Source organism: Tenacibaculum sp. M341 (assembly GCF_004337695.1).
In the GTDB taxonomy this organism is placed as follows: domain Bacteria; phylum Bacteroidota; class Bacteroidia; order Flavobacteriales; family Flavobacteriaceae; genus Polaribacter.
Map to the genome: position 1 here is coordinate 59,240 of NZ_SJXJ01000014.1, position 25,346 is coordinate 84,585.

Sequence of the window (25,346 nt, forward strand, 5' to 3'; positions counted from 1 at the left end):
AAACAAATTCTATGAGTTATATGTAGATAAAGTGAGTAGCAGTAGTAAGATTTTTTTCAAAGCAAACGTTTTCGTTATTATTTTGTTCAAATAAGCTTTTTCAACCAGTAATTTTCTAATTTAGAATAATTATTTTTGTTAGCATAACAAAAGAGATAGAAAACAAATAAAACCGAATAAATGAAGACCATAAACGACTTTAATTTTCAAGATAAAAAAGCATTAATACGTGTAGATTTTAATGTGCCATTAAATAATGAGTTTGAAGTAACTGATGATACTAGAATTCAATCGGCAAAGTCTACTATTATTAAAATTTTAGAAGATGGAGGTAGCTGTGTATTAATGTCGCATTTGGGTAGACCGAAAGGAGTAGACGAAAAATATTCATTAAAACACATTGTTGATAAAGTTAGTGAAGTAATTGGTGTACAGGTAAAGTTTGCTGAAGATTGTGTAGGTCATACGGCAGAAGATGCAGTTGCAGATCTTAAAAGTGGAGAGATTTTATTATTAGAAAACTTACGTTTTCATAGTGAAGAAAAATCAGGAGACGAAGACTTTGCAGAACAATTATCTAAGTTAGGAGATATTTATGTAAACGATGCTTTCGGAACAGCACACAGAGCACATGCATCAACAGCTGTAGTAGCTCAGTTTTTTCCAGAAAACAAATGTTTTGGTAACTTATTAGCAAAAGAAATAGAAAGTATTGATAAGGTTTTAAATAATTCAGAAAAACCTGTATTAGCTGTTTTAGGAGGAGCAAAAGTATCTTCTAAAATTACAGTAATAGAAAATATTTTAGATAAAGTAGATCACTTAATCATTGGAGGCGGAATGACATTTACTTTCGTTAAAGCTAAAGGCGGAAAAGTAGGAAATTCTATTTGTGAAGATGATAAAATGGATTTAGCTTTAGAGATTTTAGAAAAAGCTAAAGCTAAAAACGTACAAATCCATATTCCTGTAGATGTGGTTGGTGCCGATAATTTTGCGAATGATGCTAATACTCAGGTTTTAGACGTTACTCAAATCCCTGAAGGGTGGCAAGGTTTAGATGCAGGACCAAAATCATTAGCAAATTTTGAAGAGGTTGTAAATCAATGTAAAACAATTTTATGGAATGGACCTTTAGGAGTTTTTGAAATGAAAACATTCTCAAAAGGAACAATTGCACTTGGAAATTACATTGAAAATGCAACTAAAAATGGAGCATTCTCTTTAGTAGGCGGTGGAGATTCTGTAGCAGCTGTAAAACAATTTGGCTTTGCTGATAAAGTAAGTTATGTATCTACTGGAGGTGGAGCAATGCTTGAAAGTTTAGAAGGTAAAACATTACCTGGAATTGAAGCGATTTTAAATTAACTATTCAATTTGAAGTATAGAAGATAAGCTAATAATTGCTTATCACTAATTATTCAAATTAAGTATATAAATGTATTAATATAGCAGTACAACAATTTGTAATGAATTGTTGTGCTGCTTTATTGGTAAATAAACAATTGAATAAAATGAAGTACACAACATTACCAAATACCGATGTAAAAGTTTCTAAAATATGTTTAGGAACAATGACTTGGGGAAATCAGAATACAGAAGCAGAAGGTTTTGAGCAGATGGATTATGCACTTGATCAAGGTGTGAATTTTTTTGATACAGCTGAATTATATTCTGTTCCTGCAACTCCTGAAACTTATGGAGCAACCGAAAAAATCATCGGAAATTGGTTTAAAAAAACAGGAAATAGAGATAAAGTAGTTTTAGCATCTAAAATTGCTGGTGGTGGAGATTACACAGCGCATATAAGATCTGGAGGGTTAACTAAAGATAATATTTTTGAGGCTGTAGAAGGAAGTTTAAAGCGTTTACAAACAGATTATATTGATTTGTATCAATTACATTGGCCAAACAGAGGGGTAAATTGTTTTGGAGTTCGTGATTATCCATATAAAACTTCAGCTAAAGAAGCAGAAAACCATATTGAAATTTTAGAAGCTTTACAAGAGTTAATCAAACAAGGAAAAATCAAACACGTAGGATTATCTAACGAAACTCCTTGGGGAACAATGAAGTATTTACAAGCTTCAGAACAACATGATTTACCTAGAATGGTAACCATCCAAAACTCTTATTCATTAATTCATCGTGGTTATGAGTACGGAATGTCTGAAGTATCTTTAAGAGAGAATATTGGTTTATTAGCGTATTCTCCATTGGCACAAGGTGTATTATCGGGTAAATATTTAAACGGAGGACAACCAGAAGGAGCAAGAGGTACTTTATTTCCTCGTTTTATAGCTCGTTATATGGGAGAAGGTTCGCAAAAATCTGTTGAAGAGTATTTAAAAATAGCTCAAAAGCACGGATTAACATTATCTGAGTTGGCATTGGCTTATATCAACCAATTACCATTTGTGACTAGTAACATTATAGGTGCTACAAAAATGGATCAGTTAAAAGAAAATATCAATTCAATTAATGTAGAATTATCAGAAGATATTTTGAAAGAGATTGAAGGAGTGCATACAGCAATACCAAATCCAGCTCCGTAAAATAAAATATGAGTTTTTTTAAGAAAATATTTTCGAAAAAAGAGGAACCAATAGAAACCTATCAAGATTTCTGGAATTGGTTCCTTATTCATGAAAAAAAATTCTACGAGGTAGTGAATAGTGGAGATACTACTAGACTTACCTCGGAATTTTTTGACGTTATTGGCCCGAAATTAGATCAAATTAAAAAAGGGATTTTCTATTTATCAGGAATGTTAGATGATAACACTGCCGATTTAATTCTAACTCCAGATGGAAATGTATCAAACTTTTACCTTATTGAAGAGTTAATAGCTGAGAGTCCTACATTACCAAATTGGAAGTTTCAAGCGTTTAAGCCTAGTTTTGATTTTGGTAATGAAGGAATAGAAATGCATAATTATAAATTCAATAAAAATAATTTACATTTTTATCCAAATGAAGATACTGCATATCCCGACGATATATCAATTACATTTGTTCATGATGATTTAGAAGAAGAGAATAAATCAGAAGTAATTAATGGGTGTTATATTTTTTTAGATAACTATTTAGGGGAGTTAAAATTTGCTACATTAATTGATAACATTGAATTTAAATCAAAGACTGAAGCAGAAAAAGAGTTAATATCTTTAGAAAAATTAGATAGCTATATTACTTGGAGAGAGAAGGAGTTTGTAGAAAAGTATGAAGGCTTACGAAGAGACACTGAAAAAGATAGTTATGGTAGTTTTGAAACTACTTTAAAAAACGGAAGCCCATTTATGGCAATCATGAATACAGAGTTGCTACAATGGGATGCAAAAGCTTCTCATCCTTGGATTTTAAGACTTAAATTTCCCTATGAAGGAGCAGAAAATAATGGTTTTCCAAACTCAGAAACATATGATTTACTTAATAAAGTAGAAGATGAATTAATGGAACATCTTAAAGATTTTGATGGATATTTAAATATTGGTAGAGAAACAGGAGATAATCTTAGAGAAGTATATTTTGCTTGTAAAGATTACAGAAAACCATGTAAAACAATAGATAATCTAATTAAAAAATACAGAGGTGTATTAGAATTTGAGTATAATATATACAAAGATAAATACTGGAAGTACTTTGATTATTATATCAAACAAGCATAAAACCAAAACGTAACTGATACTATTATGTAAGGCTTTAGTCTAATTTATTCCATACGTTTTTTAATCACTGTTGTTTTAGTAAGAATACGCTTTAAAATATCTAAAATTTCTATTTGACGTTCTTCTGTGGCTTGTAAAGTAGCATTTTGAGTAATATTATTAATAGTTACATTTGGAGTCGTACCATTTACTTGCTGAAGAATTCCTTCGTTTTTCATTAAAATCTTCTTGGCGATAAATAAAATATCATCTTGATTGGTAGATGTAGCTGGTCTCACAATTGGGGCTTGATATACCACAAAACGATAAATGTCTTCTGGACCAGAAAAATCTTGTTCGGCACTCCAGTCTGTATAACCATCTCTGGTTACATCTATTCTTGTATTATTACTTGCAAACTGAGTAACACTATTACTAACACCAGTATAATTTGTAAGTGATAAAAACGTATTACTAGGAGAAACAGAATTGTCAGAAATAGTAAGATTAGCACTTGTAAGATTGCTAATTTGTATGAATTTATACAATTGGCTAGCGTCTTCTAATCCTACATTTAAGTTATTTAAATCTGCAATTGAAGAGTTTACAGAACTCTCTATTTTTACAAACTTATCACAAGGAGAAATTACAGCACTACCAGTTAATTCAAAACGGTAATTATCAATATCTAAAATATCTTTTTGAGGAGTAGCAAAAACTCTATCAATAGATGGTTGAGTTAAATTGCTAAGTTTATTTAGTTTGATAAAATCATATAGTTCACATAATGTTCTGTTAGCAGAAACAGTTACGGTTCTAGCAGCATGATCTATATTAATTCCGGTATAACCACCTACAGTAGCTGTATTGGTTTCAGTAATAAATTCATCATCTGTTATCACTACATTATCAACAATAGGTTCGTTAAAATCTCTTGCAACTGCATAATAATTTTTTAAATAATTAGGAACTACTAAAACAGAGGTTCCTCTATCAAAATTTGTGGCAACTGTATTGTCAATTCTCAATACTTCTTGTTTCGGAATTGTTCCTTGCGCATCTGTAGTTTCGGTGTAATCAAAACTGTTTCCGTTTACATTATACAACGTAACAGTTAATCCGTTTAATGGACTAAGATTTGTGTCGGTAACAACTAAATCGTGTGTGTAAAACTCTTGTACAGGCAAAGTACCGCCACCAGAATAGCCAGTCCATCCAGCAGGTTTTATGGGGTTAACAAAGAAGAAATCAACATTTCTAGGACTGAAATTCCAGTTGGTTGCATCCCATTCCATATCAAAAGTTTTAAAATCTCCTTGAGATCCAGAACCACCCACCATTCTTGTAACACCTAATAACTTTAAGCCATTAATAATTTCTGTATCACCAGCAGCTCTAGCACCAGGCTCAAAGTTAAGTCCACCATTAGCATTTACAATGGTAATATTATTTAAGGTTGTATTGGTTTGAAAGTGTAAAAAATCGCTACCACCATAACTAACCATAGTAACATTATCCATATTAAAGGTGTAATTACCATTATTAAAAAAATCACTTCTACCACTAGTTACCCCTTGTAAGTAAAACACACGAGTAAAATTAGCGGTGTATGCTTGATTATAACTATGTGATTTTGCGTTACCACTGTAATGTATTGTAATATCAGTAAAATTTACAGTACAATTAGATCTTGGCGCATATCTAAAAATACCAGGAAAATGATATACTGCATTATTATCAGTAAACACGGCGTTATTATTAATAATTAACTCTGCATTAAATGTGATATCATTATTTACAACGGTACCAGCAGCAGGGTTCGCTTGAATAAAGGTTCTTAAATCATTTCCGGTTTGAGTTCCAGAAACAACGATATTTGGTCTTGCGCCTCCAGGATTAAATACAATCTGTGCGCTTAAATTATGAAAGCTAAAAAGTAAAGCTACTCCAAAAAGTATAACTATCCTCATAAATTTAATTGTATGTTAAAGCACTAATTGCAGCTAATGTAGTTGGTTGTGCACCAGTTCCCATAGCACTTGTTTCAGCATTAATATCATTTCTATGAAAACGAGTTACCATCCAATCGTTTGTGCTAATTCTTACAGAAACGTAAATATAGTCAGCGTCTTCAACAAGAGTTTCGTTTGTAATTACTGGAGAATTATCCAGTAATTTTATCCAATTGGTTCCATCATAAATATATAAGCTTTTCTGATCATCAGCATAAGCAATACTTCCTGTATTAACACCTGTTAAGCTGGTAAGATCAGTTAAATTAGTGGCAATTGGAATTCCCATTAAGCTTTGAGCATCTATCTGAGAAAAAACTTTAAAAGAGGAGATTATTACAACTAAAAAAAATATTTTTTTGATGTTCATGATTTTGGGGAATAAAGAAAATATACACCCGTCAATATACAAAAAAATATTAAAATTTGAGATTTTATGTGAAATGTATAAAGCTTATGTTTTTGTTTTTTAAGGGTTTAGAAGTTGTATCCAATATTGAGCCCAACTCTAGGTACAACTACAGGAGCTGTATCGGTAAACATATTTCTACCAATACCAGCAAGTACACTTACTGTAAATCCTCCATTAGAAACATATTTACTTCCTATTGAAATACCAAGGGCTCCATCGGTGTAGTTTTCTATTTGCTGAACACCAGAAACTTCTATTGTGTTTTCACCATTGTTAATACCAAAGAAAACCTCTCCAAAATAATTCCAAGTTCTATTTTTTGTAAAATAATGACGAAAAAAAGGAGTAAACATACTTTCTTCATTATATCTAAAATCAGAGGTTTTTCCTTCAAAATTGAATAATGCTGAAACCCCTACAGAAGATTGATCAGAAATATAATATTCATAAGAAATATCTAATGATTTCATTACTAAAGCATCTCCAATATCAATGCTTATTTCTTGTTGCGACCATGAAAAAGTACTTATAAGTAACGTAGTAAAAGCGATTAATTTCTTCATTTTTTTCTGAGTTTGATAAATAGTTTGAAGCAATAATTATGCCACCTAAAAAGATATATTTATCTAAAAAATAGCTTTTAATTGTACAGTTCCCGTATGAATTACTTTAGAAGTTTCACTTTTTCTACCGAAGTAATTAACGCTTAAGTTTAATAAAGAGTTTAATTTTTGATTTACCAGTACATTCCAAGTATAATTAGTCCCTGATTGAAGTCCTTCTAGCATTTGATACCCAACAGGAGAATTTGGATCTCCATTAAAACGATTTAGAAACACATTAAAATCAGCAGAAATTTGATTTTGTTTTTTACTGATGAAAAAATACTCAGCACCTACTTTTTGTAAGTTTAATTGTTCGAAATCAGCCATTGTGTTTTTTTTATCTTTCAACTGATAAAATATTGAAAAACGATGATTTTTACTGTACAAATAAGAAAGTTTAGGAAGTAACTCTTTAGTATTTATATTGTAATTTCTGTTAAGTAAGTTTTCTGTTTTTAATTCGTTTTTAGAAGTCGCTCCATTCACTTCAAATAGCCAAGTAGGACTTAATTTATGTTGAAATTCTATTTGATGTATTTCAGCATTATTTTCCTGATTACCTATGCTAAATTGTTGTTTGTTTTTAGAAGTACCGTAGGTATAAGTCCAACTATTTTTTTGTAAACTTCTGTTATAGTAAAAACTGTTTCTAAAATTAAATTGTAATCCAACTAGTTTATCATCATCTAATTTAAAAGGATTCAGGTTAAAACCATCATCGGCTCTTTGTTGTTCGTTGTTTACTGATAAATAACTCTGATTGTAAAAATGGGATATGAATTTTTTAAATCCTTTTTTACTTTTCCATTGAAAAGGATTCAAGGTTATAGTTTGTTTCCAAGAAACCTTTTGAGTGGGTAAAAAACGAATATTAGGCAAAGCAACACGAAGGTAAGTTGCCTGATCTTGAAATTGAGCAATTTCAAACTCTTCAAACTGTTGTATACCATCATTATTATAATCAATCCAAGTATAAAAACCTTGTCCAGGTTCAGTTTTTACGTATACAAAATCTTGTTGGGGTATATTTCCAGAAGAGGTTTCATAAACTGTATTTAACGATAAAAAGTTTTTGAAAAACTGTTGATTATAAACCATCTTAGAGTTTAAATGCTGTTCATTTTCAATAAACTTATTGTCTGTAAATCGGTAACTAGCAAACACTCCTAAGTTTGTAGTTTTATTTTTGATTAACTGACTTTTTAAGTAAATGGTATTTCTATTATTAATTTCAGTAAAACGATTATTTCTAATACTATCATTCCTTCTATAATTCAAGCCGATTTTAGCATATACTTTTGCAGTATCACCTATACCAAAATAACCTTCGTATTCTTGAAATTGATGACTTAATAAATTTAAAGAGTTGGTTGTTTTTTCTTTTATTTCATTTGTCTCAGCATTTATAAAACCACCAATCCATGTTTTTTTAAAGTGTTTTTCACCGTTTGTTTGTATTCTAAAAAAAGAATCTTCTTCCATTTCAGAACTGTTATTTAGTAAACTGGTTTGAAGTTGAAAAAGTGTACTTTCAGACTTTAATTTGGAAAATAGTTCATGTTTATTTCCTTTAAAACTATCAGCAAAGCTTAAATGATTAAAACGGTATTGAAAAGAGTTATCTTTATCTTTAGAATAATTTAAGGCAGTGTTAAATAAATGCTGATTACCGATGGTACTTCTTAAGTTCCAATCTCTATTAAACTCTACATTTCTAAATCGCTGTACCGTTTTAAAATTTTCCTGTACAAATTCATAATTAGCAGTGTTGGTAAGTTTCCATTTTTTTGCAATTAAGGTTTGATCCCATTTGATTTTTGCAGCAATTTGCTTGTTTTTTTCATCATCAATTGTCGAAAATAAATTCGCATCATTATCACTGTAAGCTAGCTCAGCATTTATAGTTGTTTTTTCAGAAGGAATATAATTGGCGTTTAAAACCGCAACTTGTAAACTATTAGGAGCTATTAGTTGTGTAATTGGCGCAAAATTTCCCTGATTCACCCCAACATATCTATAAATAGTACCAATAGCAATAGTATTATCAACTACATAATCACCATTATTTGCCCCCACATTAGAAAAGGTAACGGTATATAATTCATCATTTTCATCGTTAGAAAACTCAAAAAACTCGGTGGTGTTTTGTACAGTTTTTTTATACTGAATTCTATTTGCAGAAAACTCATCAACAAACGCACTAGAGGAAACCATTTGAGAAACATCATTTCCGGCATTGGCTAATATTTCCTTTTGATTATCACTTAAGTTTTGTTGTATAGGTTGATTTTTAGCGTCGTTTTCATTGTAAAAATAACCAGAAATAGAAAAGTTATCGTCAGAATAAGCAGCTTTTTCATAAGTGATAAAGCGCGTATAATTTTGATCAGAAAATTGAAATTCTATCCGAATACGCATATCATTTGTAATAGGGTAAGTGGTATTAAAACGAATTTCGCCTAAATTATAATCAATTACATAATCGGCATTTTCTCCTCGTTTTAGTGGTGCACCATTAACAAAAACAGCATCACTACCAGCAACAATTACAATGTTAGTTTCGTTATTAGGACCTAAAATTTTGTACGGTCCTTGGTTACCTTCTAAACCAACAAAATTAAAAGATGAAAACCTACCACGGACAATGGCACCCGAAGCACCAACAGATGTTTTATCACTCAAATTGGCATTTACTTGTATACCTGTTACTTGTTTTTTAAAATTTAAAAAGTAACTGTCTTTATTTTCTAAAGAAACATCACCACCTTTTACACCCCAATTTTTACTAAACAATTCAATAAAAATTCTATCAAAATCGGTTATGTTTTGAGAATACCCACTTTGTTGTAATGGAAAGTTAGTGTCAAAAATATTGGCTTTTATCGATACGTCTTTAGATATTTTACCCTCTATGGTTAAGTCTAACGAAGCATTGGTAACTGCATTTTGATTGTTTCCAGAAGTAACACCTCTTACAATAAACCCTTGAGTTTTCAATCCGTCAAAGAGTTTTAATTGCGATTTCTGTTTGTTGGTTGTTAAGCTATATAATTTTTCGGTATTTGTATTAGGTACAATTAATCGATCATCTAACGGACTATATATTTTAGTTAAAAAATCGGGATATCGTAAGTACTCAACAATAATTTGGGGGTATGTTGTTTTATCAATAAATAATAAAGCTTTTGGAAAATCAACACGATACTTAGTTTTCGGAATCTTTTCTTTATCAATAGTTAAAACATTAAAAAAATCTGGATTAATACTAACCGAATCAATAGCAATTGAATCTTTTTCAACCTTAATAGTTTTAATTCTATATTCTTTAAGTTTCCTTTGAGAAAAGGAAATAGAAGAAATTAACACAAAAAATAAAACAATTTTTTTGGTCATACTTTAGTAACGTAACACTTGCAAAAATAGTTTATTTAAAGTGATTGCACGTGTACAGCTTATTTGGTTGTTTATAGATGTAATTTTTTTGATTAAAATTTGTGCGTTCCCTAAAGGTCGGGCTTTCCGCAGTCGCTTTTAAAATGTTTGATGAAAACATTTTAAAGAGCTCCAACAAACACTCCAATCCCTAACGCAGTTGTATTTCTTTGTAAGTAATAGGAAAAGCAGTTTCACAAGGAGTCATAGCATGTGGGTAAGAAGGAGTAATATCAACTCCGTTATTGGTAAAAACCCAAGTGTAGTATTTCCAATAATCACTATTATCTGTAAAATATTCGCATTCAACCTCTAAATCTGCATCATTACTATATTTATTTTTAAGTAATTTATAATGGTCTATTCCAGGATATACATCTGTTAGTCTGTCAAGTACTCTTTTATTTTTTAAATCGAAGTTATAACCAATGGTTCTGTGTGTTGGATGTGCACCACCACAATCAATAGACGAATACTCAGTAAAGCTAATGTACTTTTTAGAAATTAGTGCTACTTCAATAGAAAGGCTTAGCGAATTGCATTCAAATTCAAAACCAGCATATTTTGTATGAATACTATCTAGCACCGGATTTAAAAACTCACGTTCAGCTTTTGAAAAGCCATTGCCCAATCTAAATAAGTGAGTTTTTGAATATTTTTCTGTAAACCAAACTAACTCTTTGTTATGATGAGTTGAAATACTATCTCTAATAAAAGTTGTTTTAGATAATCTATAAGAATTAAGATCTGTAGTAGTTTTTGTTAATAATACAGGTAATATTTCTCCATTATTTGTCCAACTACCAGTTATTACATCATCTTTCATTTTTAATTTAAACAACTCTTTTTCATCTTCTACATCAGAGTAAGTTTCATACAGAGTTAAGTTAGAAGATTCATTGGTGCCTTCTAAAAAAATATTTTTCAATTGAGAGTTGTAAAAGTAATAAGCATATAAAATATCACCATTTTCAGCATCAATTTCTAAACTCATAAATATCTCATGCTTACCAATAACACCTTTATAATTTTGAGCATTAGTAGCAAAGCAAAAACAAATGACTACAATCAAAAAAAGATAATGTTTCATTTTAATCTTTCGAAAGTTGAATAAAGTTTTGTTTTAATACAGCTATCCGCATCCGCAACTTGTGCCTCCGCAACCATCATTGTCTTTTGGAGGAAAGACAAACTTTCTAACTAAAAAAGCGATAGCTAAAACCAAAACGGAGTATGTGATAATTTGTTGTAACATATTAGTTTAATAATTGAAAAACAATAAATGCCGATACGTATGCTAAAACTCCCATTCCTATTAACTGATACATTGCCCATTTCCAACTTCTAGTTTCACGTTTTACAATAGCAACAGTAGCCATACATTGCATGGCAAATGCATAAAAAATAAGTAAAGACATACCTGTAGCAAAATCGAATCTTTTTTTACCAGTTTCAGGATTAATCTCAGCTTCCATGCGTTCTTTAATTGTGTTTTCATCTTCAACACCTTCAATACTATAAATAGTAGCCAGTGTACCAACAAAAACTTCTCTGGCGGCAAACGAAGTAATTAAACCAATTCCAATTTTCCAATCATAACCTAATGGTTTAACAACAGGTTCTATTGTTTTACCAGCAATACCAATGTAAGAGTTTTCTAATTGAGCAGAGGCTACTTTTTGTTGCATCTCATCCTCAGTTAAATTGGCGTTAGCAATGTTTTCAATAACGGTTTTTTCTGCATTATCAAATGAAGCAGGACCATTGGTAGCTAAAAACCATAAAATAATAGAGATAGCTAAAATAATTTTACCAGCCTCTAAAACGAAACTTTTTGTTTTTTCAAAAACCTCTAAAAATACATTCTTAAAAGAAGGCATTTTATAATCGGGCATTTCTATAACAAAGAATGATTTGCTTTTTACCTTAAGTGTTTTGTGTAAAATAAAGGCAGCTAAAACAGCAGAACCAAAGCCAAGAAGGTATAATCCAAGCATAGTTAAACCTTGCAAGTTAAAAAAGGCGAAAACTTTTTTGCTTGGAATTATAATGGCAATTAAAATTGCATATACAGGTAATCTAGCAGCACAAGTCGTAAATGGAGTTACTAAAATGGTAATTAAACGTTCTTTCCAGCCAGAAATAGTTCTTGTAGCCATAACTGCAGGAATAGCACAAGCAGTTCCGGAAATTAAAGGAATAACTCCTTTACCACTCATACCAAAACGACGCATAATTTTGTCCATCAAAAAGACAACTCTACTCATGTAACCAGTTTCTTCTAAAATGGCTATTAGGGCAAATAATATGACTATTTGTGGAATAAAAATAACAACACCTCCAATACCAGGAATAATTCCGTCTGTTAGCAAGTCTGTAAACATTCCCTCAGGCAATAATGTTTTTGTGTACTCAGCAAAATCGCCAAAAAAGCCATCAATAAAATCCATAGGTCCTGTTGCCCAGTCAAAAATAGCTTGAAAAACAAGTAATAAAATTCCGAAGAAAATTAAATACCCAAATATTTTATGTGTAAAAATTTTGTCTAGTTTACTTCTTAAATCAGTAGCTTTTTTAGTGTCTACTGTGTAAGTTCTTTTTAAGATTTCATTAATCTTTTGATACCTGTAAATAGTCTCTTTATGTTGGTATCGTTTTATTTTTGAAACATCATGAGAGAACTCTTCGAAGTTAGATTTCTTTTCATCTGAAAACTGCTGTTGCGTTAATGATAACCAGATGTCATACAAAGATTCTTCAGGACTTGTATTTTGAAGATTTTCAAAATATTCACGATCTACTTTATGTGCAATCTTTGTGAAATTGCTAACAGATGGAAGCGATTCAAAATCAGCAATAGTCTGTTTTAAAGTATCAATCCCTTTATTTTTCTTAGCAGAAATTAAAACAACTTTAGTATGTAATTCTTTTTCAAGTGTAGCAGTATCAATAGAAATTCCTTTTTTCTCCATTTGATCAGCCATATTTATAGCTAATATTGTTGGAACACCAATATCTTGAATTTGAGAAAAAAGTAATAAGTTCCTTTTTAAATTTTCAGCATCGGTCACTACTAAAATTACATCAGGATAACTTTCGTTATTAGCGTTTTGTAATACTTGTAATACCACACTTTCATCTAAAGAAGTCGGATTTATACTGTAGGTACCAGGTAAATCTGTAACAATAGCTTCAGTATCTGTACTTAATGAGCAAGTTCCTTCTTTTTTATCTACAGTAATACCAGGATAATTTCCTACTTTTTGTTTTAAACCAGTTAGTTGATTAAATAACGAAGTTTTACCTGTGTTAGGATTACCAATTAATGATACTTTAATCTTTTTTTTATTCATTTAAATTATCGTTCGTAATTTTAATAATAGCTGCAATTTCTTTTCGAATTGCCAAATGACTTCCGTTTATATTAATATACAAAGGATCATTAAATGGTGCTATTTGAATTAAAGAAACTTCTGCCCCAGGTATGCAACCCATTTCTAATAATTTTAGTGGAATATTATGCAAGCTTTCTTCAGAAATAATTGCCGATTCACCAATACGTAAAGATGCTATTGTACTCAAAAATAAATAGATTTAAGAAAAAGAATCCCGCAGAAGCGGGATTAATTAAAAAGCAAAGATACTAAATTAGAACGATTCTAAAGAGTTAGTTTTTTCAACACCTTAGTAACTTGTATCTTTGTTGCATGACATTTGATGAAATTATAGGTCAGGAGCACATAAAAAAGCATCTGTTAAAATCTACAGAAAACGGAAGAATACCTCATGCACAACTTTTTGTAGGTAAAGAAGGAAGTGGAACACTTTCTATGGCAATTGCATATGCTCAAATGCTATTGTGTAATTTTTCTAATGATAAAGAGGCTTGTAATATAAAGTGTAATAAATTACAGCATCCCGATTTACATTTTGTTTTTCCTGTAACAACCAACGATTCTGTTAAAAAACATCCTATTAGTGATTTGTTTTTAGAAGATTGGAGAAGGTTTATAGAAAAAACACCTTACGGTGGTTTGTATGATTGGTTGAAGTTTATTGGTGTTGAAAATAAACAAGGGCAAATTGGTGTTGATGAAGCGGAGGAAGTAGTTAAAAAATTATCATTAAAATCTTATGAAGGAGGTTTTAAAGTGATGATTATTTGGATGGCAGAAAAATTAAATACTGCTGCTTCAAATAAACTATTAAAATTGATAGAAGAACCGCCATCTAAAACCATATTTATATTGGTTACTGAAGATGAAGGAAAGATAATTAATACTATAAAGTCGAGATGTCAGGCATTACATTTTCCATCTTTAAGTGAAAATGATATTGCAACAGCTTTAACTGAAAAAGAAAGTGTGGCATCTAATAATGCTTTGCGAGTTGCTCAGCAAAGTGAAGGAAATTATAATAAGGCGTTGCATTTATTGCATAACGATTCTAACGATTTAATTTTTGAAGAATGGTTTATTGTTTGGATTAGAAGTGCTTTTAAAGCCAAAGGAAACGCAGCTGTTATTCAAGATTTAATAGGTTGGAGTGAAACAATCGCAAAATCGGGTAGAGAAACTCAAAAACAATTTATTCAGTATTGTTTGCAGTTTTTTAGACAAGCATTGTTATTAAATTATGGAACACCAGATTTGGTTTTTTTATCACCACAAACAGCAAACTTTAAGCTAGAAAAGTTTGCTCCGTTTATACACAGTGGAAATATACTAACTATTGAAAAAGAGTTGAATGATGCTCAATATCATATAGAAAGAAATGGTAATGCTAAAATAATTTTGTTAGATTTATCAATAAAATTAACTCGATTGTTACACACAAAAGAGGCTTCTTAAATAAACGATTATGAACATAAAATTTGTAGTGCCAGTATTGCTTTTTGGATTGATTTTTGTTGCTTGTAAACAAGAAAATAAAACCAATACGTTGAAAACAACCAAAGAGGAAACAAAAGAAAATACAATGGTGCCGTTAAAAGATTTTATGATTGGTAATTGGGAAACTACTTACATTAAAATCGACTATAAAACATTTCAAAAATCAGACAGTTCGTATGTTTTTGAAGATGATTTTAGTAAACCAAATACCGGAAGAGCTCAATCAAAATATAATGAAGATGGCACTTTTACTGCTTGGTTTAAGCAACCAGATGGCTCTAAAGTTGGAGAAACTAAAGGGACTTGGAAAACGAAAGGTGATAGTTTGTATACAGATTATTCATATGGAGGAAAACAAGTACAAGCATGGTATGTAATACAGCAGGTATCTGAAGGTTTTGAAGGAAAGGTAATCTATGACTGGGATAATGATACTGAGTATGATGATGCCTTGTTTATGAAATCGAAAAAAATCAAATAAATTGTGTTAAAACTGAGTAATATATCTCTAAGGATAAGAATCTTCTTATCAATGATACTACTGGTATTGGTAGCTTCTATATTAATTGTTACCGTAACTATTTATCAGTACGATGAACAAACTAAAGACTATAATTTATTGCGCTTTGGAAGAAAAGAAAGTGCAACTAGGCATAATATAGATATTGAACTAAAGAGGAAAACAACCTATTTGGTAACTACAGAGAACTTATCTAAAATTTTTCAAGATAGAATATATGAAATAGCCAACGTTCATAACTTAACAATTACAATGTACGACATGAACGGAAAATTGTTAAAATCATCTATTCCGTATAGTTTTGAAGCTGTTGATGAAACTCCCTTAGCTAAAAACGTAGTGGTAGAGCTAGCAAACAGTTCTGATTATAGAATTTTAAGAACTAAAAGAGTTGGTGATATTACCTACCAATCTTCATACACTTACATTAATGATCCTAGATTTAAGAGAATAGGAATTTTAGAGTTGAAAATTGCTCAAAATAACGAAGAGCAAAAGAAGGAATTGAAAGAGTTTATGGCAAGGCTTTTATTGGTGTATGTCTTAATGTTTATAGCAGCTATAGCATTAGCATATTTCTTGTCGAGCTATATTACTAGATCTATTCAAACTATTTCAGAAAAAATAAAAGAAACCAGATTAAATAAGCGAAACGAAAAAATTACATTAAACGCAGCAAGTTCAGAAATTAATTCATTAGTTGCAGCTTATAATAATATGATAGATCAGCTTGAAGATAGTGCTGTGAAACTAGCTCAAAGTGAAAGAGAGCAAGCCTGGAGAGAAATGGCAAAGCAAGTAGCGCATGAAATTAAAAATCCATTAACACCAATGCGTTTAACGGTACAAAGTTTCCTTAGAAAATTTGATCCTACAGATGAAAGAATTAGAGAAAAAATAGCTGAGTATAGTGAAACTTTAATTCAGCAAATAGATGTTATGAGTTCTATTGCTTCTGCTTTTTCTGATTTTGCCAAAATGCCTACTCAAAGAAAAGAGAATTTAGATGTAATTGATGTAGTTAAACATGCAATTGATATTTTTAATGAAGATTACATACATTATTTGCCTGAAGAGAAATCATTAAATGCATTTTTAGATAAAACACAGCTAATTCGTATTATAACTAATTTAGTGAAAAATGCTACTCAGGCAATGAAATCTGGTGAGCAATCTCCTGAAATAGAGGTAAGAGTAAAGTCAGATGGTAATAATGTAATGATTACAGTTTCTGATAATGGTAAAGGAATTGAAGAAGAGAATAAGAAATTGATTTTTGAGCCTAAGTTTACCACTAAAACAAGTGGAATGGGATTAGGTTTACCTATGATAAAAAACATTATAGAAGCATATAATGGTACTATAACTTTTTCTTCAACACTTGGTGTAGGAACAGTTTTTACCGTAATTTTACCAAAAACATAACTTTTTCATGGAATTCGAAAACATTTTAGTAGCAAAACAAGACTATTTAGCTACTGTAACGATAAACAGACCAAAAAAATTAAATGCTTTAAACAAAGCAACTATTGAAGAGCTTCACAATGCTTTTAAAGCATTAAATGATGATGCATCTGTAAAGGTTATTTTACTTACAGGAAGTGGAGAAAAGGCTTTTGTGGCTGGTGCAGATATCTCTGAATTTGCTCATTTTTCAGTAGAAGATGGTGGTAGATTAGCAGCAAAAGGACAAGAACTATTATTTGATTTTGTAGAAAATTTATCTACTCCAGTAATTGCTTTAGTAAACGGATTTGCATTAGGTGGTGGTTTAGAGTTAGCTATGGCTTGCCATTTTAGAATAGCTTCTGATAATGCAAGAATGGGATTGCCTGAAACATCATTAGGAGTAATTCCTGGATATGGAGGAACTCAAAGATTACCTCAATTAATAGGAAAGGGGAAAGCAATGGAATTGGTAATGACTGCGGGTATGATAAATGCAGAAGAAGCTAAAGAATATGGTTTAGTAAACTATGTAGTTACTCAAGAGGAGTTATTGCCTTTAGGAGAAAAAATAGCAAGTAAAATAGTTAGAAATTCATCTGTAGCTATTAGCAAAGCAATTACAGCTATAAACTCTGGATTTAAAGATGGAGTTAATGGTTACGAGTCTGAAATTAATGAATTTGGAGCTTGTTTTGGAACTGAAGATTTTAAAGAAGGTACAACAGCATTTTTAGAAAAAAGAAAACCAGATTTTCCAAACAAATAGTATTACAAACAATACATACAATAAAACAGTTTAAAAAGCCATTTTTTAAACTGTTTTTTGTTTTAGTAAATTTCGTTAAAAATTAAAAAACAGATGGTGATTTCATTAAGTATCAGATAAAATGAGTTATGAATTTTCTGTTTCATTTTCTAAATACATCTTTTTTGGTAAGTTGAGTTTGTTTTTTGTGAAAAAGTATACTTTTTAGGCAAAATAAAATGAGTTAACTACTTTTTTTGTTTCTTATTATAGAAGATTTTCAATTTTTTCATAAAAAAAAGTTAAAATTTTTTATGAAAAATGAAACGACTCAAGTTTAAAAAATAGATTAATTTCAAAAAAATAGCTTATTTCCCAATAAAAAATGAAATTTTCGTAAAAACATGGTGAGGGTAAAAAAAAAGCCTCTTTTTTGTATGAATGGTAGTTTTTTTTGTATAAATTGCAGAAATTAACTTTTCAACCATGTTAAAAGCTATTATAGTAGATGATGAAGACAAAGCAATTAAGAGTTTGTCTTGGGAACTTTCCAATTTCAACGATGAGGTTGAAATATTATCTACTTTCACAAATCCACACAGAGCTTTAGAATTTATTGATAATAACAAAATAGATTGTTTGTTTCTAGATATTGAAATGCCAACGATGGATGGTTTTCAGTTTATTGAAAAATTACCAAAAAAAGATTTTGCTATTGTAATAACAACTGCTTACAATGAGTACGCAATTAAGGCATTAAAGCAAGAGGCTATCGATTATCTTTTAAAGCCAGTTGATACTGATGATTTAGAGCAAAGTTTAAAGAAAATTACAAAGTTTGCTAAAAGAGTATCTGATGTTGATACCAATGAAAAATTTGAAAAAATACTATTTAGTTTTAATCAGAGATTAGAAGAAAAAAAGATAGTAATTAATGCTGACGGTAGGCTTTTGTTTTTGAAAGCCGAGGAAATATTATGTGTTGAATCTGATGGTAACTATAGTTCTATACATACGGTTGATGGTAAGAAAATTGTAGTAACAAAAAAGTTAAAAGAGGTTAATAGTATTCTTCCTGGTAAACAGTTTTTTAGAATTCATAACTCTTACATTATCAATTTAGATAAGGTAAAAGAGTATTACAAAACAGATGGTTATGTGATTTTAGAAAAAAATCATAAAATACCAGTATCTCGCCAGAAAAAATCAGAGTTTTTAGATAAATTTTAATACAGATTAATGTTTAGAAAAATATTTTTTTATTCTTTACTTCATGTAGCAGCGTTTTCATTTTCTCAAGAGAAAGTAGAAGATGAGAAGCAGCGTTTAATTGAAGATGTAGTAAAGTCAAAAAATAAAGATTATTTTTCTTTAGACTCTATCCTTTATAGAAGTAGAAAGAAAGAAGAGCGGTTTAATGAAGATGATTATTATAAATTGTATGAAAAAAGTATTAGAAATAAATATGTTATAGGTCAAATTTTTGCTGCTAATAACTTGGGTATTTGTTTTAGAAGAAAATCAAATTATGACCAATCTGCAAAATATCATAAAGAAGCCTTAAAGCTAGCCAGAACAATTAAAGATGTTGGAGTAGAGGTGTTGTCTTTAAATATGCTTGGCGTTAGCTATAGAAGACAGGGAGATATGAGAAATGCTATAAATTATCATCAAGCATCTCTTTCAAAAGCTAAGCAAATTAAAAATCCTACAATTGATAATAGAAGAAGTATAGGTATTGCTCAAAATAGTATTGGAAATATTTATTTAGTATTAAGGCAGTACAGTTTAGCTTTAATTGAGTTTGAAAAAGCAATTCAAATTCAAAAAGAACTTCAAGATAAAAGAGGTTTGGCTATAAATTATCAAAATACTGGGTTTGCTCAAGAAAATTTGATGCTTTTAGATGAAGCTGAAGAGAATTATAAGAAGTCATTAGCGTTAGATGAAGAAATCAATTCAACTATCGGAAAAATTGTTTGCTATAATAGTTTATCAAGTATATACATCAAAAAGAAAAATTATGAAAAAGCTTTAAAGAATATTGAAAAGATCCTACCTACTGCAATATCTTACGACAATAAATACTACTTAGGAAGAACTTACAATACCATGGGAGAGGTGTTATTGAAATTAGCACGATATGATGAATCTAAAAAGTTTTTAAATGATGCATTGGCTATTTCAAGAGAAGCAGGGCATAAGAAAAATGAAATTAGAAGTTTGTATTTAATTTCAGAGTTTTACGACAGAACTAAAGATGTTGAACAAGCATATGCTTTTTACAGAAAAGCATCTATAGCAGAAAAGAGAACTCAAGATGATCAAAGTATTTCTTATGTGAGTAACTTGATATCTAAACACAATATGCAGTCTAAAATAAATGAACTGAATTATTTAGAAAGTCAATCTAAAATTAAAACGTTACTCTTCTTTAGAAACAGAAATATTTTAATAATTTCATTAATAACTATTGCATTGTTAAGTATTGCTTTGTATTCAATTTACAGGCAAAGATTGATTAATAATGATCGTAAAATATTATTATTAGAACAGCAGGCTTTACAAACACAAATGAATCCTCATTTTCTTTTTAATGCCTTAAACTCAATAAAGCTTTATATCATTAACAACGATCAAAAACAAGCTGTTTACTACTTAAATAAATTTTCTAAGCTTATTCGTAATATTTTAGATGTATCTAAGGTTAAAGAAGTAAGTTTAAAAGAAGAATTATCTACGATGGATTTGTATATGAGTATTGAAAATATTCGTTTTTCTAATGAAATAGATTACAAATTAAATGTAGACTCGGATTTAAATACAGATACAATAAAAGTTCCACCATTGATATTGCAGCCATTTATAGAGAATGCAATATGGCATGGATTGTCATCAAAAGAAGGTAGTAAAACTATTGCGCTTAATGCTAGTAAAATATCTAAAGATATTGTAGAGATTAATATTGAAGATGATGGGATTGGTAGAGAAGCAGCAGGTAAAATTAAAAAAGCAAAATCCTTAAAAAGGAAATCTGTAGGTATTGATTTAACAATAGAGAGATTAAAGACTTTTGCAGAAGATTATGAAGGAGAATTTAATTTATCATACCACGATTTAACAAATGATGAAGGTGCACCTATAGGTACTAGAGTTTCATTAAAAATTCCATTAGTTTAAAAGTCAAATTGTAACTGAACCCAAACTGGTTCTTTTGTTTCAGTATTTAGGTTACTAAAAGAAATGCCAAGTAGCCGAACTGAGTTTTTTAGCTTTTCTTGAAAAAGTAATTCCTTTATTATTGGAAAAAAATCTTTTTTTAGATGCATAAAGTTACTAGTTGTTTTACTTCTGGTTTGCTGTGTAAAGTCGCTATATTTTATTTTTAAAGTAATTGTTTTTCCTTTAGCATCAGTTTTTTGCATTCTTTTTTCTAATTCTTCAGCAATTGCTTCCAGTTTTTCTAACATGAATACTTCAGAAGAAAGGTTTTCTGAAAAGGTTCGCTCGGCAGCAATAGATTTACGTATTCTGTTTGGTTTTACCTCACTCCTATGAATACCTCTTACTATGTTATAATAATGATTTCCAGATTTTCCAAAAAGAGCAACTAAATTTTCAAGTGTTCTCTGTTTTAAATCAAAACCTTTAAAAATTCCGTTGTTGTGCATTTTAGCGGCAGTAACTTTACCTACACCATAAAATTTAGTAATAGGTAGTTCTTCTAAGAACGAAATAACTTCATCAGGTTTAATTGTTTTTTGACCATTAGGCTTGTTAATATCAGAGGCAACTTTAGCTAAAAATTTATTTATAGAAATGCCAGCTGAAGCTCTTAAAGAAAGTTCATTCCAAATTCTATCACGAATTTCTTTAGCAATTAAACTCGCAGAAGGATTTCCTTTTTTATTCTCTGTAACATCTAAATAAGCTTCATCTAAAGATAAAGGTTCTACTAAATCTGTATAATCATAAAAAATGGCTCTAATTTTTGCTGAAATCTCTTTGTATCTATAAAATCGAGGTTTCACAAAAATTAGGTGTGGACATTTTTTTCTGGCTAAAACCCCACTCATAGCTGAACGAACACCGTATTTTCTGGCTTCGTAACTTGCAGCAGATACTACACCACGAACGCTACTACCTCCTACAGCAACAGCTTTTCCTAAAAGTTCAGGGTTATCAAGCTGTTCTACAGAAGCATAAAAAGCATCCATGTCAACATGAATAATTTTACGATGTAGTTCTAAATCCATGTTATAAAAATAAAAAAAAGCTCTCCAAAGAGAACTTTTTATTGTTTTATGTGTTTGACTTCTGAAATTTCAATTTCTCAGATCGTCCTTTTTTGAAAATCTTATTGCTAGCTTGTTTTCCTTTGCGCAAAGCCTTTTGCTCTTCGTAAGGTAAATGAATAATTTCTTGACATTCTACTGAGCAAGTGTTTTCCATTTTTTCAGCACATTCATCACATTGAATAAATAAAAGATGACAAGCTTCATTCGCACAATTGGTGTGAGTGTCACAAGGTTTTCCACATTGATGACAATGTGCAATTACATCATCAGAAATTTTTTCGGCTCTTCTATGGTCAAAAACAAAGTTTTTACCAATAAACTTGTTTTCTAAGTTCTCTGAGTTTACTTGTCTAGTGTACTCAATAATTCCACCCTCTAGTTGAAAAACGTTTTTAAAACCTTTGTGTTTGTAATAAGCAGAGGCTTTTTCACAACGGATTCCTCCAGTACAATACATTAAAAGATTCTTATCTTCTTTGTGTTCTTTTAAATCTTCTTCAATAATATCTAAAGAATCTCTAAAGGTATCTACATCAGGAGTAACAGCGCCTTTAAAATGTCCTATTTCGCTTTCATAGTGGTTTCTCATATCCACACAAACCGTATTAGGATCATCAAGCATTTTGTTAAACTCTACAGCGGTTAAATGAACACCTTTGTTTGTTACATCAAAAGTATCATCATCTAAACCATCGGCAACAATCTTTTTCCTTACCTTAACTTTTAGTTTTAGGAAAGATTTGTTGTCTTGTTCAACGGCAACGTTTAAACGAATACCATTTAAAAAAGAAATGCTGTCTAGTTGGTCTTTTAAAGCTAAAAAGTTTTCTGCAGGAACAGAAATTTGAGCATTGATACCTTCATAAGACACGTAGGTTCTACCTAATACATCTAAAGCATTCCACTCAATAAACAATTTATCTCTAAAAAGTTGAGGATTTTCTATTTTGAAATACTGATAAAAAGAAATAGTGATGCGGTCTTTACCCGCTTCATCAATTAATTTAGCGCGTTCTTCGGCGCTTAACTTGTTGTACAGTTGCATGCTATACTATTTTAAGTTAAAAAATTCGTGATGCAAATGTACTATTTTTTTAGTTTTTAATGGTATAAAATCATTTTGTTTAAATTTAAACAATTTGTGTGTTTTTTTCAATTATAAAATTGGTATTTATTTTTTTTTGTTGAAATTTGTATTTATAATAAAAAACACATGATATGAAAGTAGCGGTAGTTGGTGCAACTGGTATGGTAGGTAATGTAATGTTGCAGGTTTTAGCAGAACGTAATTTTCCAGTAAGTGAACTAATTTTAGTTGCTTCAGAGCGTTCCGTAGGTAAACAAATGCAATTTAAAGGTAATACCTATACGGTAGTAGGTTTACAAGATGCAGTAAACATGAAGCCAGATATAGCTTTATTTTCAGCAGGAGGAAGCACTTCTTTAGAGTGGGCTCCGAAGTTTGCTGAAGTTGGTACAACAGTTATAGATAATTCTTCTGCGTGGAGAATGGATCCAGAAAAGAAGCTGGTAGTGCCAGAAATTAATGCGTCAGCTTTAACAGAAAATGATAAGATTATAGCTAATCCAAACTGTTCAACAATACAGATGGTTGTGGCATTGGCTCCTCTCCATGAAAAATATAATATGAAAAGGTTGGTTATTTCAACCTATCAATCAATTACTGGAACTGGAGTTAAAGCGGTGGAGCAATTAGAAAATGAGTTTAATAACGTAGAAGGAGAAATGGCTTATCCGTACCAGATTCATAAAAATGCAATACCTCATTGCGATGTTTTTGAAGATGCTGGTTACACTAAAGAAGAGCTAAAGTTAGTAAGAGAAACGCATAAAATTTTAAATGATGCTAGTATTGGAATTACTGCAACTGCGGTTAGAATTCCTGTAGTAGGTGGTCACTCTGAAGCTATAAACATTGAGTTTGAAAATGAGTTCGAGTTAACTGATGTTACTAAGCTTTTATCTGAAACACCAGGGGTAGTTGTAAAAGATGATATTGAAAACAACCAATATCCGATGCCTTTTTATGCAGAAGGTAAAGATGATGTGTTTGTTGGAAGAATTAGAAGGGATTTATCTCAACCAAATTCATTAAATTTATGGGTGGTTTCAGATAACCTAAGAAAAGGAGCTGCTACGAATGCTGTTCAAATAGCTGAGTATTTGGTTTCTCATAATTTAGTAAATGAAGCGGTTTCCGCTTAATTTAATATGTCTATTTATATCCAAATCCTGTCTCGTTAAAGACAGGATTTTTTATTTTTGGGTATGGATAAATCTTTAATAATAGACAATACAATTGCATTTGTAAAAAGAACTTTACAAGGTGCGGAAGGGGGACACGACTTTTTTCATATCAATAGAGTGTATCATAATTCGTTACGAATAGCTAAAGAGGAAGATAATGTGGATGAGTTTGTAGTGGCTCTAGGAGCGTTGTTACATGACATTGCAGATAGTAAATTTCATAATGGAGATGAAACTGTTGGTCCGAAAAAAGCGAGAGCGTTTTTAGAATCAGAAAATGTAGAGGAAGATGTTATCAAGCATGTTCAAAACATTATTGAAAATATATCTTTTAAAGGAGGGAATTTTGAAAAGAAGTTTACATCGCCAGAATTAGATATTATTCAAGATGCAGATCGTTTAGATGCTATAGGGGCTATAGGAATTGCAAGATGCTTTAATTATGGTGGATTTAAAAATAGAGTTCTTTACGATCCTGCTATTGAGCCTAATTTACACATGACAAAAGAAGAGTATAAAAAATCAACTGCACCTACAATCAATCACTTTTATGAAAAGTTACTTTTGTTAAAGGATAGAATGAATACAGTAACAGGGAAAAAATTAGCAACTAAAAGGCATGAATTTATGGAAACTTACTTAGAAGAGTTTTTTAATGAATGGAACCATTTAGCTTAATATGTTGACATTTATTTACTACTCATATAACTATGTTAATAAAAAAATAGATAAGTTTCAAATTTTTTGTGTTATTGTTAAATTAAATTTACATTTGAGATGTAGTTATATAACTACTCTCTTTATTTAATAATCCCCAATATTAAAAGACTCAATCCCCTAGGTTTGAGTTTTTTTATTTTACAATAGTTTCATTTTTTAAATAATTCAATTTTTTTGTGACCCATTAAAAAAAAGTGTGTCTTAAGAGTGTAGCCTATTAACAAAATGGTTAAAAGCAAAAGGTTTTTTAATTCAGTTAATAAGTTTCCCTAAAATAAAAAGATATAGTTTTAAAATAGTAGTAGTTAGTTTTTATACTAAGTTTGGTTAGAAAAAAGGGCTGTAAG

At 30.3% G+C, this 25,346-nt stretch carries 20 protein-coding genes; 11 read left to right on the forward strand and 9 right to left on the reverse strand.

Translation table 11 applies throughout. The annotated features are described in order from the left end of the window. Nucleotides 1-180: 180 nt before the first annotated feature. The 3 genes from EYW44_RS15645 to EYW44_RS15655 all read left to right on the forward strand — a co-directional run bounded on the left by EYW44_RS15645 (nucleotide 181) and on the right by EYW44_RS15655 (nucleotide 3,667). Nucleotides 181-1,368 carry a phosphoglycerate kinase gene (locus EYW44_RS15645; protein WP_132724751.1) on the forward strand — a complete coding sequence of 396 codons (1,188 nt, stop codon included), beginning with the start codon at nucleotides 181-183 and terminating at the stop codon, nucleotides 1,366-1,368. A 146-nt stretch (nucleotides 1,369-1,514) separates the two neighbouring features. Then, complete coding sequence (locus EYW44_RS15650; RefSeq protein WP_132724753.1) at nucleotides 1,515-2,555, forward strand: NADP(H)-dependent aldo-keto reductase; 1,041 nt, start codon at nucleotides 1,515-1,517, stop codon at nucleotides 2,553-2,555. Between the two features lie 8 nt (nucleotides 2,556-2,563). Next, a complete protein-coding gene (locus EYW44_RS15655; RefSeq protein ID WP_132724755.1) occupies nucleotides 2,564-3,667 on the forward strand; it encodes a DUF695 domain-containing protein in 1,104 nt (367 codons plus the stop codon). A 44-nt stretch (nucleotides 3,668-3,711) separates the two neighbouring features. On the opposite strand, the gene EYW44_RS15660 is transcribed toward EYW44_RS15655, so the two are convergent. From EYW44_RS15660 to EYW44_RS15695, 7 genes are all read right to left on the reverse strand, one after another. Further along, on the reverse strand, nucleotides 3,712-5,616 hold the full coding sequence (locus tag EYW44_RS15660; RefSeq protein WP_132724757.1) for a hypothetical protein: 1,905 nt from the start codon (nucleotides 5,614-5,616) through the stop codon (nucleotides 3,712-3,714). Nucleotides 5,617-5,620: 4 nt separating this feature from the next. Then, on the reverse strand, nucleotides 5,621-6,028 hold the full coding sequence (locus EYW44_RS15665; protein WP_132724759.1) for a hypothetical protein: 408 nt from the start codon (nucleotides 6,026-6,028) through the stop codon (nucleotides 5,621-5,623). Between the two features lie 107 nt (nucleotides 6,029-6,135). Next, complete coding sequence (locus EYW44_RS15670) at nucleotides 6,136-6,633, reverse strand: DUF3575 domain-containing protein (protein WP_132724761.1); 498 nt, start codon at nucleotides 6,631-6,633, stop codon at nucleotides 6,136-6,138. 63 nt (nucleotides 6,634-6,696) lie between these two features. Next, nucleotides 6,697-10,068: a hypothetical protein gene (locus EYW44_RS15675; protein WP_132724763.1), complete on the reverse strand. Its 3,372-nt coding sequence runs from the start codon at nucleotides 10,066-10,068 to the stop codon at nucleotides 6,697-6,699. Between the two features lie 190 nt (nucleotides 10,069-10,258). Continuing rightward, complete coding sequence (locus tag EYW44_RS15680; RefSeq protein WP_132724765.1) at nucleotides 10,259-11,197, reverse strand: hypothetical protein; 939 nt, start codon at nucleotides 11,195-11,197, stop codon at nucleotides 10,259-10,261. A 166-nt stretch (nucleotides 11,198-11,363) separates the two neighbouring features. Beyond that, the gene (gene feoB, locus EYW44_RS15690) at nucleotides 11,364-13,460 is read right to left on the reverse strand and encodes a ferrous iron transport protein B (RefSeq protein WP_132724769.1); all 2,097 of its coding nucleotides are present in this window, start codon (nucleotides 13,458-13,460) and stop codon (nucleotides 11,364-11,366) included. Then, nucleotides 13,453-13,689: a FeoA family protein gene (locus EYW44_RS15695; protein WP_132724771.1), complete on the reverse strand. Its 237-nt coding sequence runs from the start codon at nucleotides 13,687-13,689 to the stop codon at nucleotides 13,453-13,455. The genes feoB and EYW44_RS15695 overlap by 8 nt, the downstream gene beginning before the upstream one ends. 125 nt (nucleotides 13,690-13,814) lie before the next feature. Here EYW44_RS15695 and EYW44_RS15700 point away from each other — a divergent pair, with 125 nt between their 5' ends. The 6 genes from EYW44_RS15700 to EYW44_RS15725 all read left to right on the forward strand — a co-directional run bounded on the left by EYW44_RS15700 (nucleotide 13,815) and on the right by EYW44_RS15725 (nucleotide 20,893). Continuing rightward, nucleotides 13,815-14,957, forward strand: coding sequence for a DNA polymerase III subunit (locus EYW44_RS15700; RefSeq protein ID WP_132724773.1), 1,143 nt, complete (start codon nucleotides 13,815-13,817; stop codon nucleotides 14,955-14,957). A 10-nt stretch (nucleotides 14,958-14,967) separates the two neighbouring features. After that, nucleotides 14,968-15,480, forward strand: a complete 513-nt coding sequence (locus tag EYW44_RS15705) for a hypothetical protein (protein ID WP_132724775.1) — start codon at nucleotides 14,968-14,970, stop codon at nucleotides 15,478-15,480. A gap of 51 nt (nucleotides 15,481-15,531) precedes the next feature. Beyond that, the gene (locus tag EYW44_RS15710; protein WP_132724777.1) at nucleotides 15,532-16,944 is read left to right on the forward strand and encodes a sensor histidine kinase; all 1,413 of its coding nucleotides are present in this window, start codon (nucleotides 15,532-15,534) and stop codon (nucleotides 16,942-16,944) included. Nucleotides 16,945-16,951: 7 nt separating this feature from the next. Then, nucleotides 16,952-17,734 carry an enoyl-CoA hydratase/isomerase family protein gene (locus EYW44_RS15715; protein ID WP_132724779.1) on the forward strand — a complete coding sequence of 261 codons (783 nt, stop codon included), beginning with the start codon at nucleotides 16,952-16,954 and terminating at the stop codon, nucleotides 17,732-17,734. A gap of 465 nt (nucleotides 17,735-18,199) precedes the next feature. Next, complete coding sequence (locus EYW44_RS15720; protein ID WP_132724781.1) at nucleotides 18,200-18,943, forward strand: LytR/AlgR family response regulator transcription factor; 744 nt, start codon at nucleotides 18,200-18,202, stop codon at nucleotides 18,941-18,943. A 9-nt stretch (nucleotides 18,944-18,952) separates the two neighbouring features. Next, complete coding sequence (locus tag EYW44_RS15725) at nucleotides 18,953-20,893, forward strand: tetratricopeptide repeat-containing sensor histidine kinase (protein ID WP_132724783.1); 1,941 nt, start codon at nucleotides 18,953-18,955, stop codon at nucleotides 20,891-20,893. On the opposite strand, the gene dinB is transcribed toward EYW44_RS15725, so the two are convergent. Both dinB and trhO read right to left on the reverse strand, forming a co-directional pair. After that, nucleotides 20,890-21,969 carry a DNA polymerase IV gene (gene dinB, locus EYW44_RS15730; protein WP_132724785.1) on the reverse strand — a complete coding sequence of 360 codons (1,080 nt, stop codon included), beginning with the start codon at nucleotides 21,967-21,969 and terminating at the stop codon, nucleotides 20,890-20,892. The two genes, EYW44_RS15725 and dinB, sit on opposite strands and share 4 nt — an antisense overlap. A gap of 46 nt (nucleotides 21,970-22,015) precedes the next feature. Then, the gene (gene trhO / locus EYW44_RS15735; protein WP_132724787.1) at nucleotides 22,016-23,056 is read right to left on the reverse strand and encodes an oxygen-dependent tRNA uridine(34) hydroxylase TrhO; all 1,041 of its coding nucleotides are present in this window, start codon (nucleotides 23,054-23,056) and stop codon (nucleotides 22,016-22,018) included. Between the two features lie 173 nt (nucleotides 23,057-23,229). Between trhO and EYW44_RS15740 the strand changes: the two genes are divergently transcribed. Continuing rightward, complete coding sequence (locus EYW44_RS15740) at nucleotides 23,230-24,237, forward strand: aspartate-semialdehyde dehydrogenase (protein WP_132724789.1); 1,008 nt, start codon at nucleotides 23,230-23,232, stop codon at nucleotides 24,235-24,237. 63 nt (nucleotides 24,238-24,300) lie between these two features. Beyond that, nucleotides 24,301-24,957: an HD domain-containing protein gene (locus tag EYW44_RS15745; RefSeq protein ID WP_132724791.1), complete on the forward strand. Its 657-nt coding sequence runs from the start codon at nucleotides 24,301-24,303 to the stop codon at nucleotides 24,955-24,957. The last annotated feature ends 389 nt before the right edge of the window (nucleotides 24,958-25,346 follow it).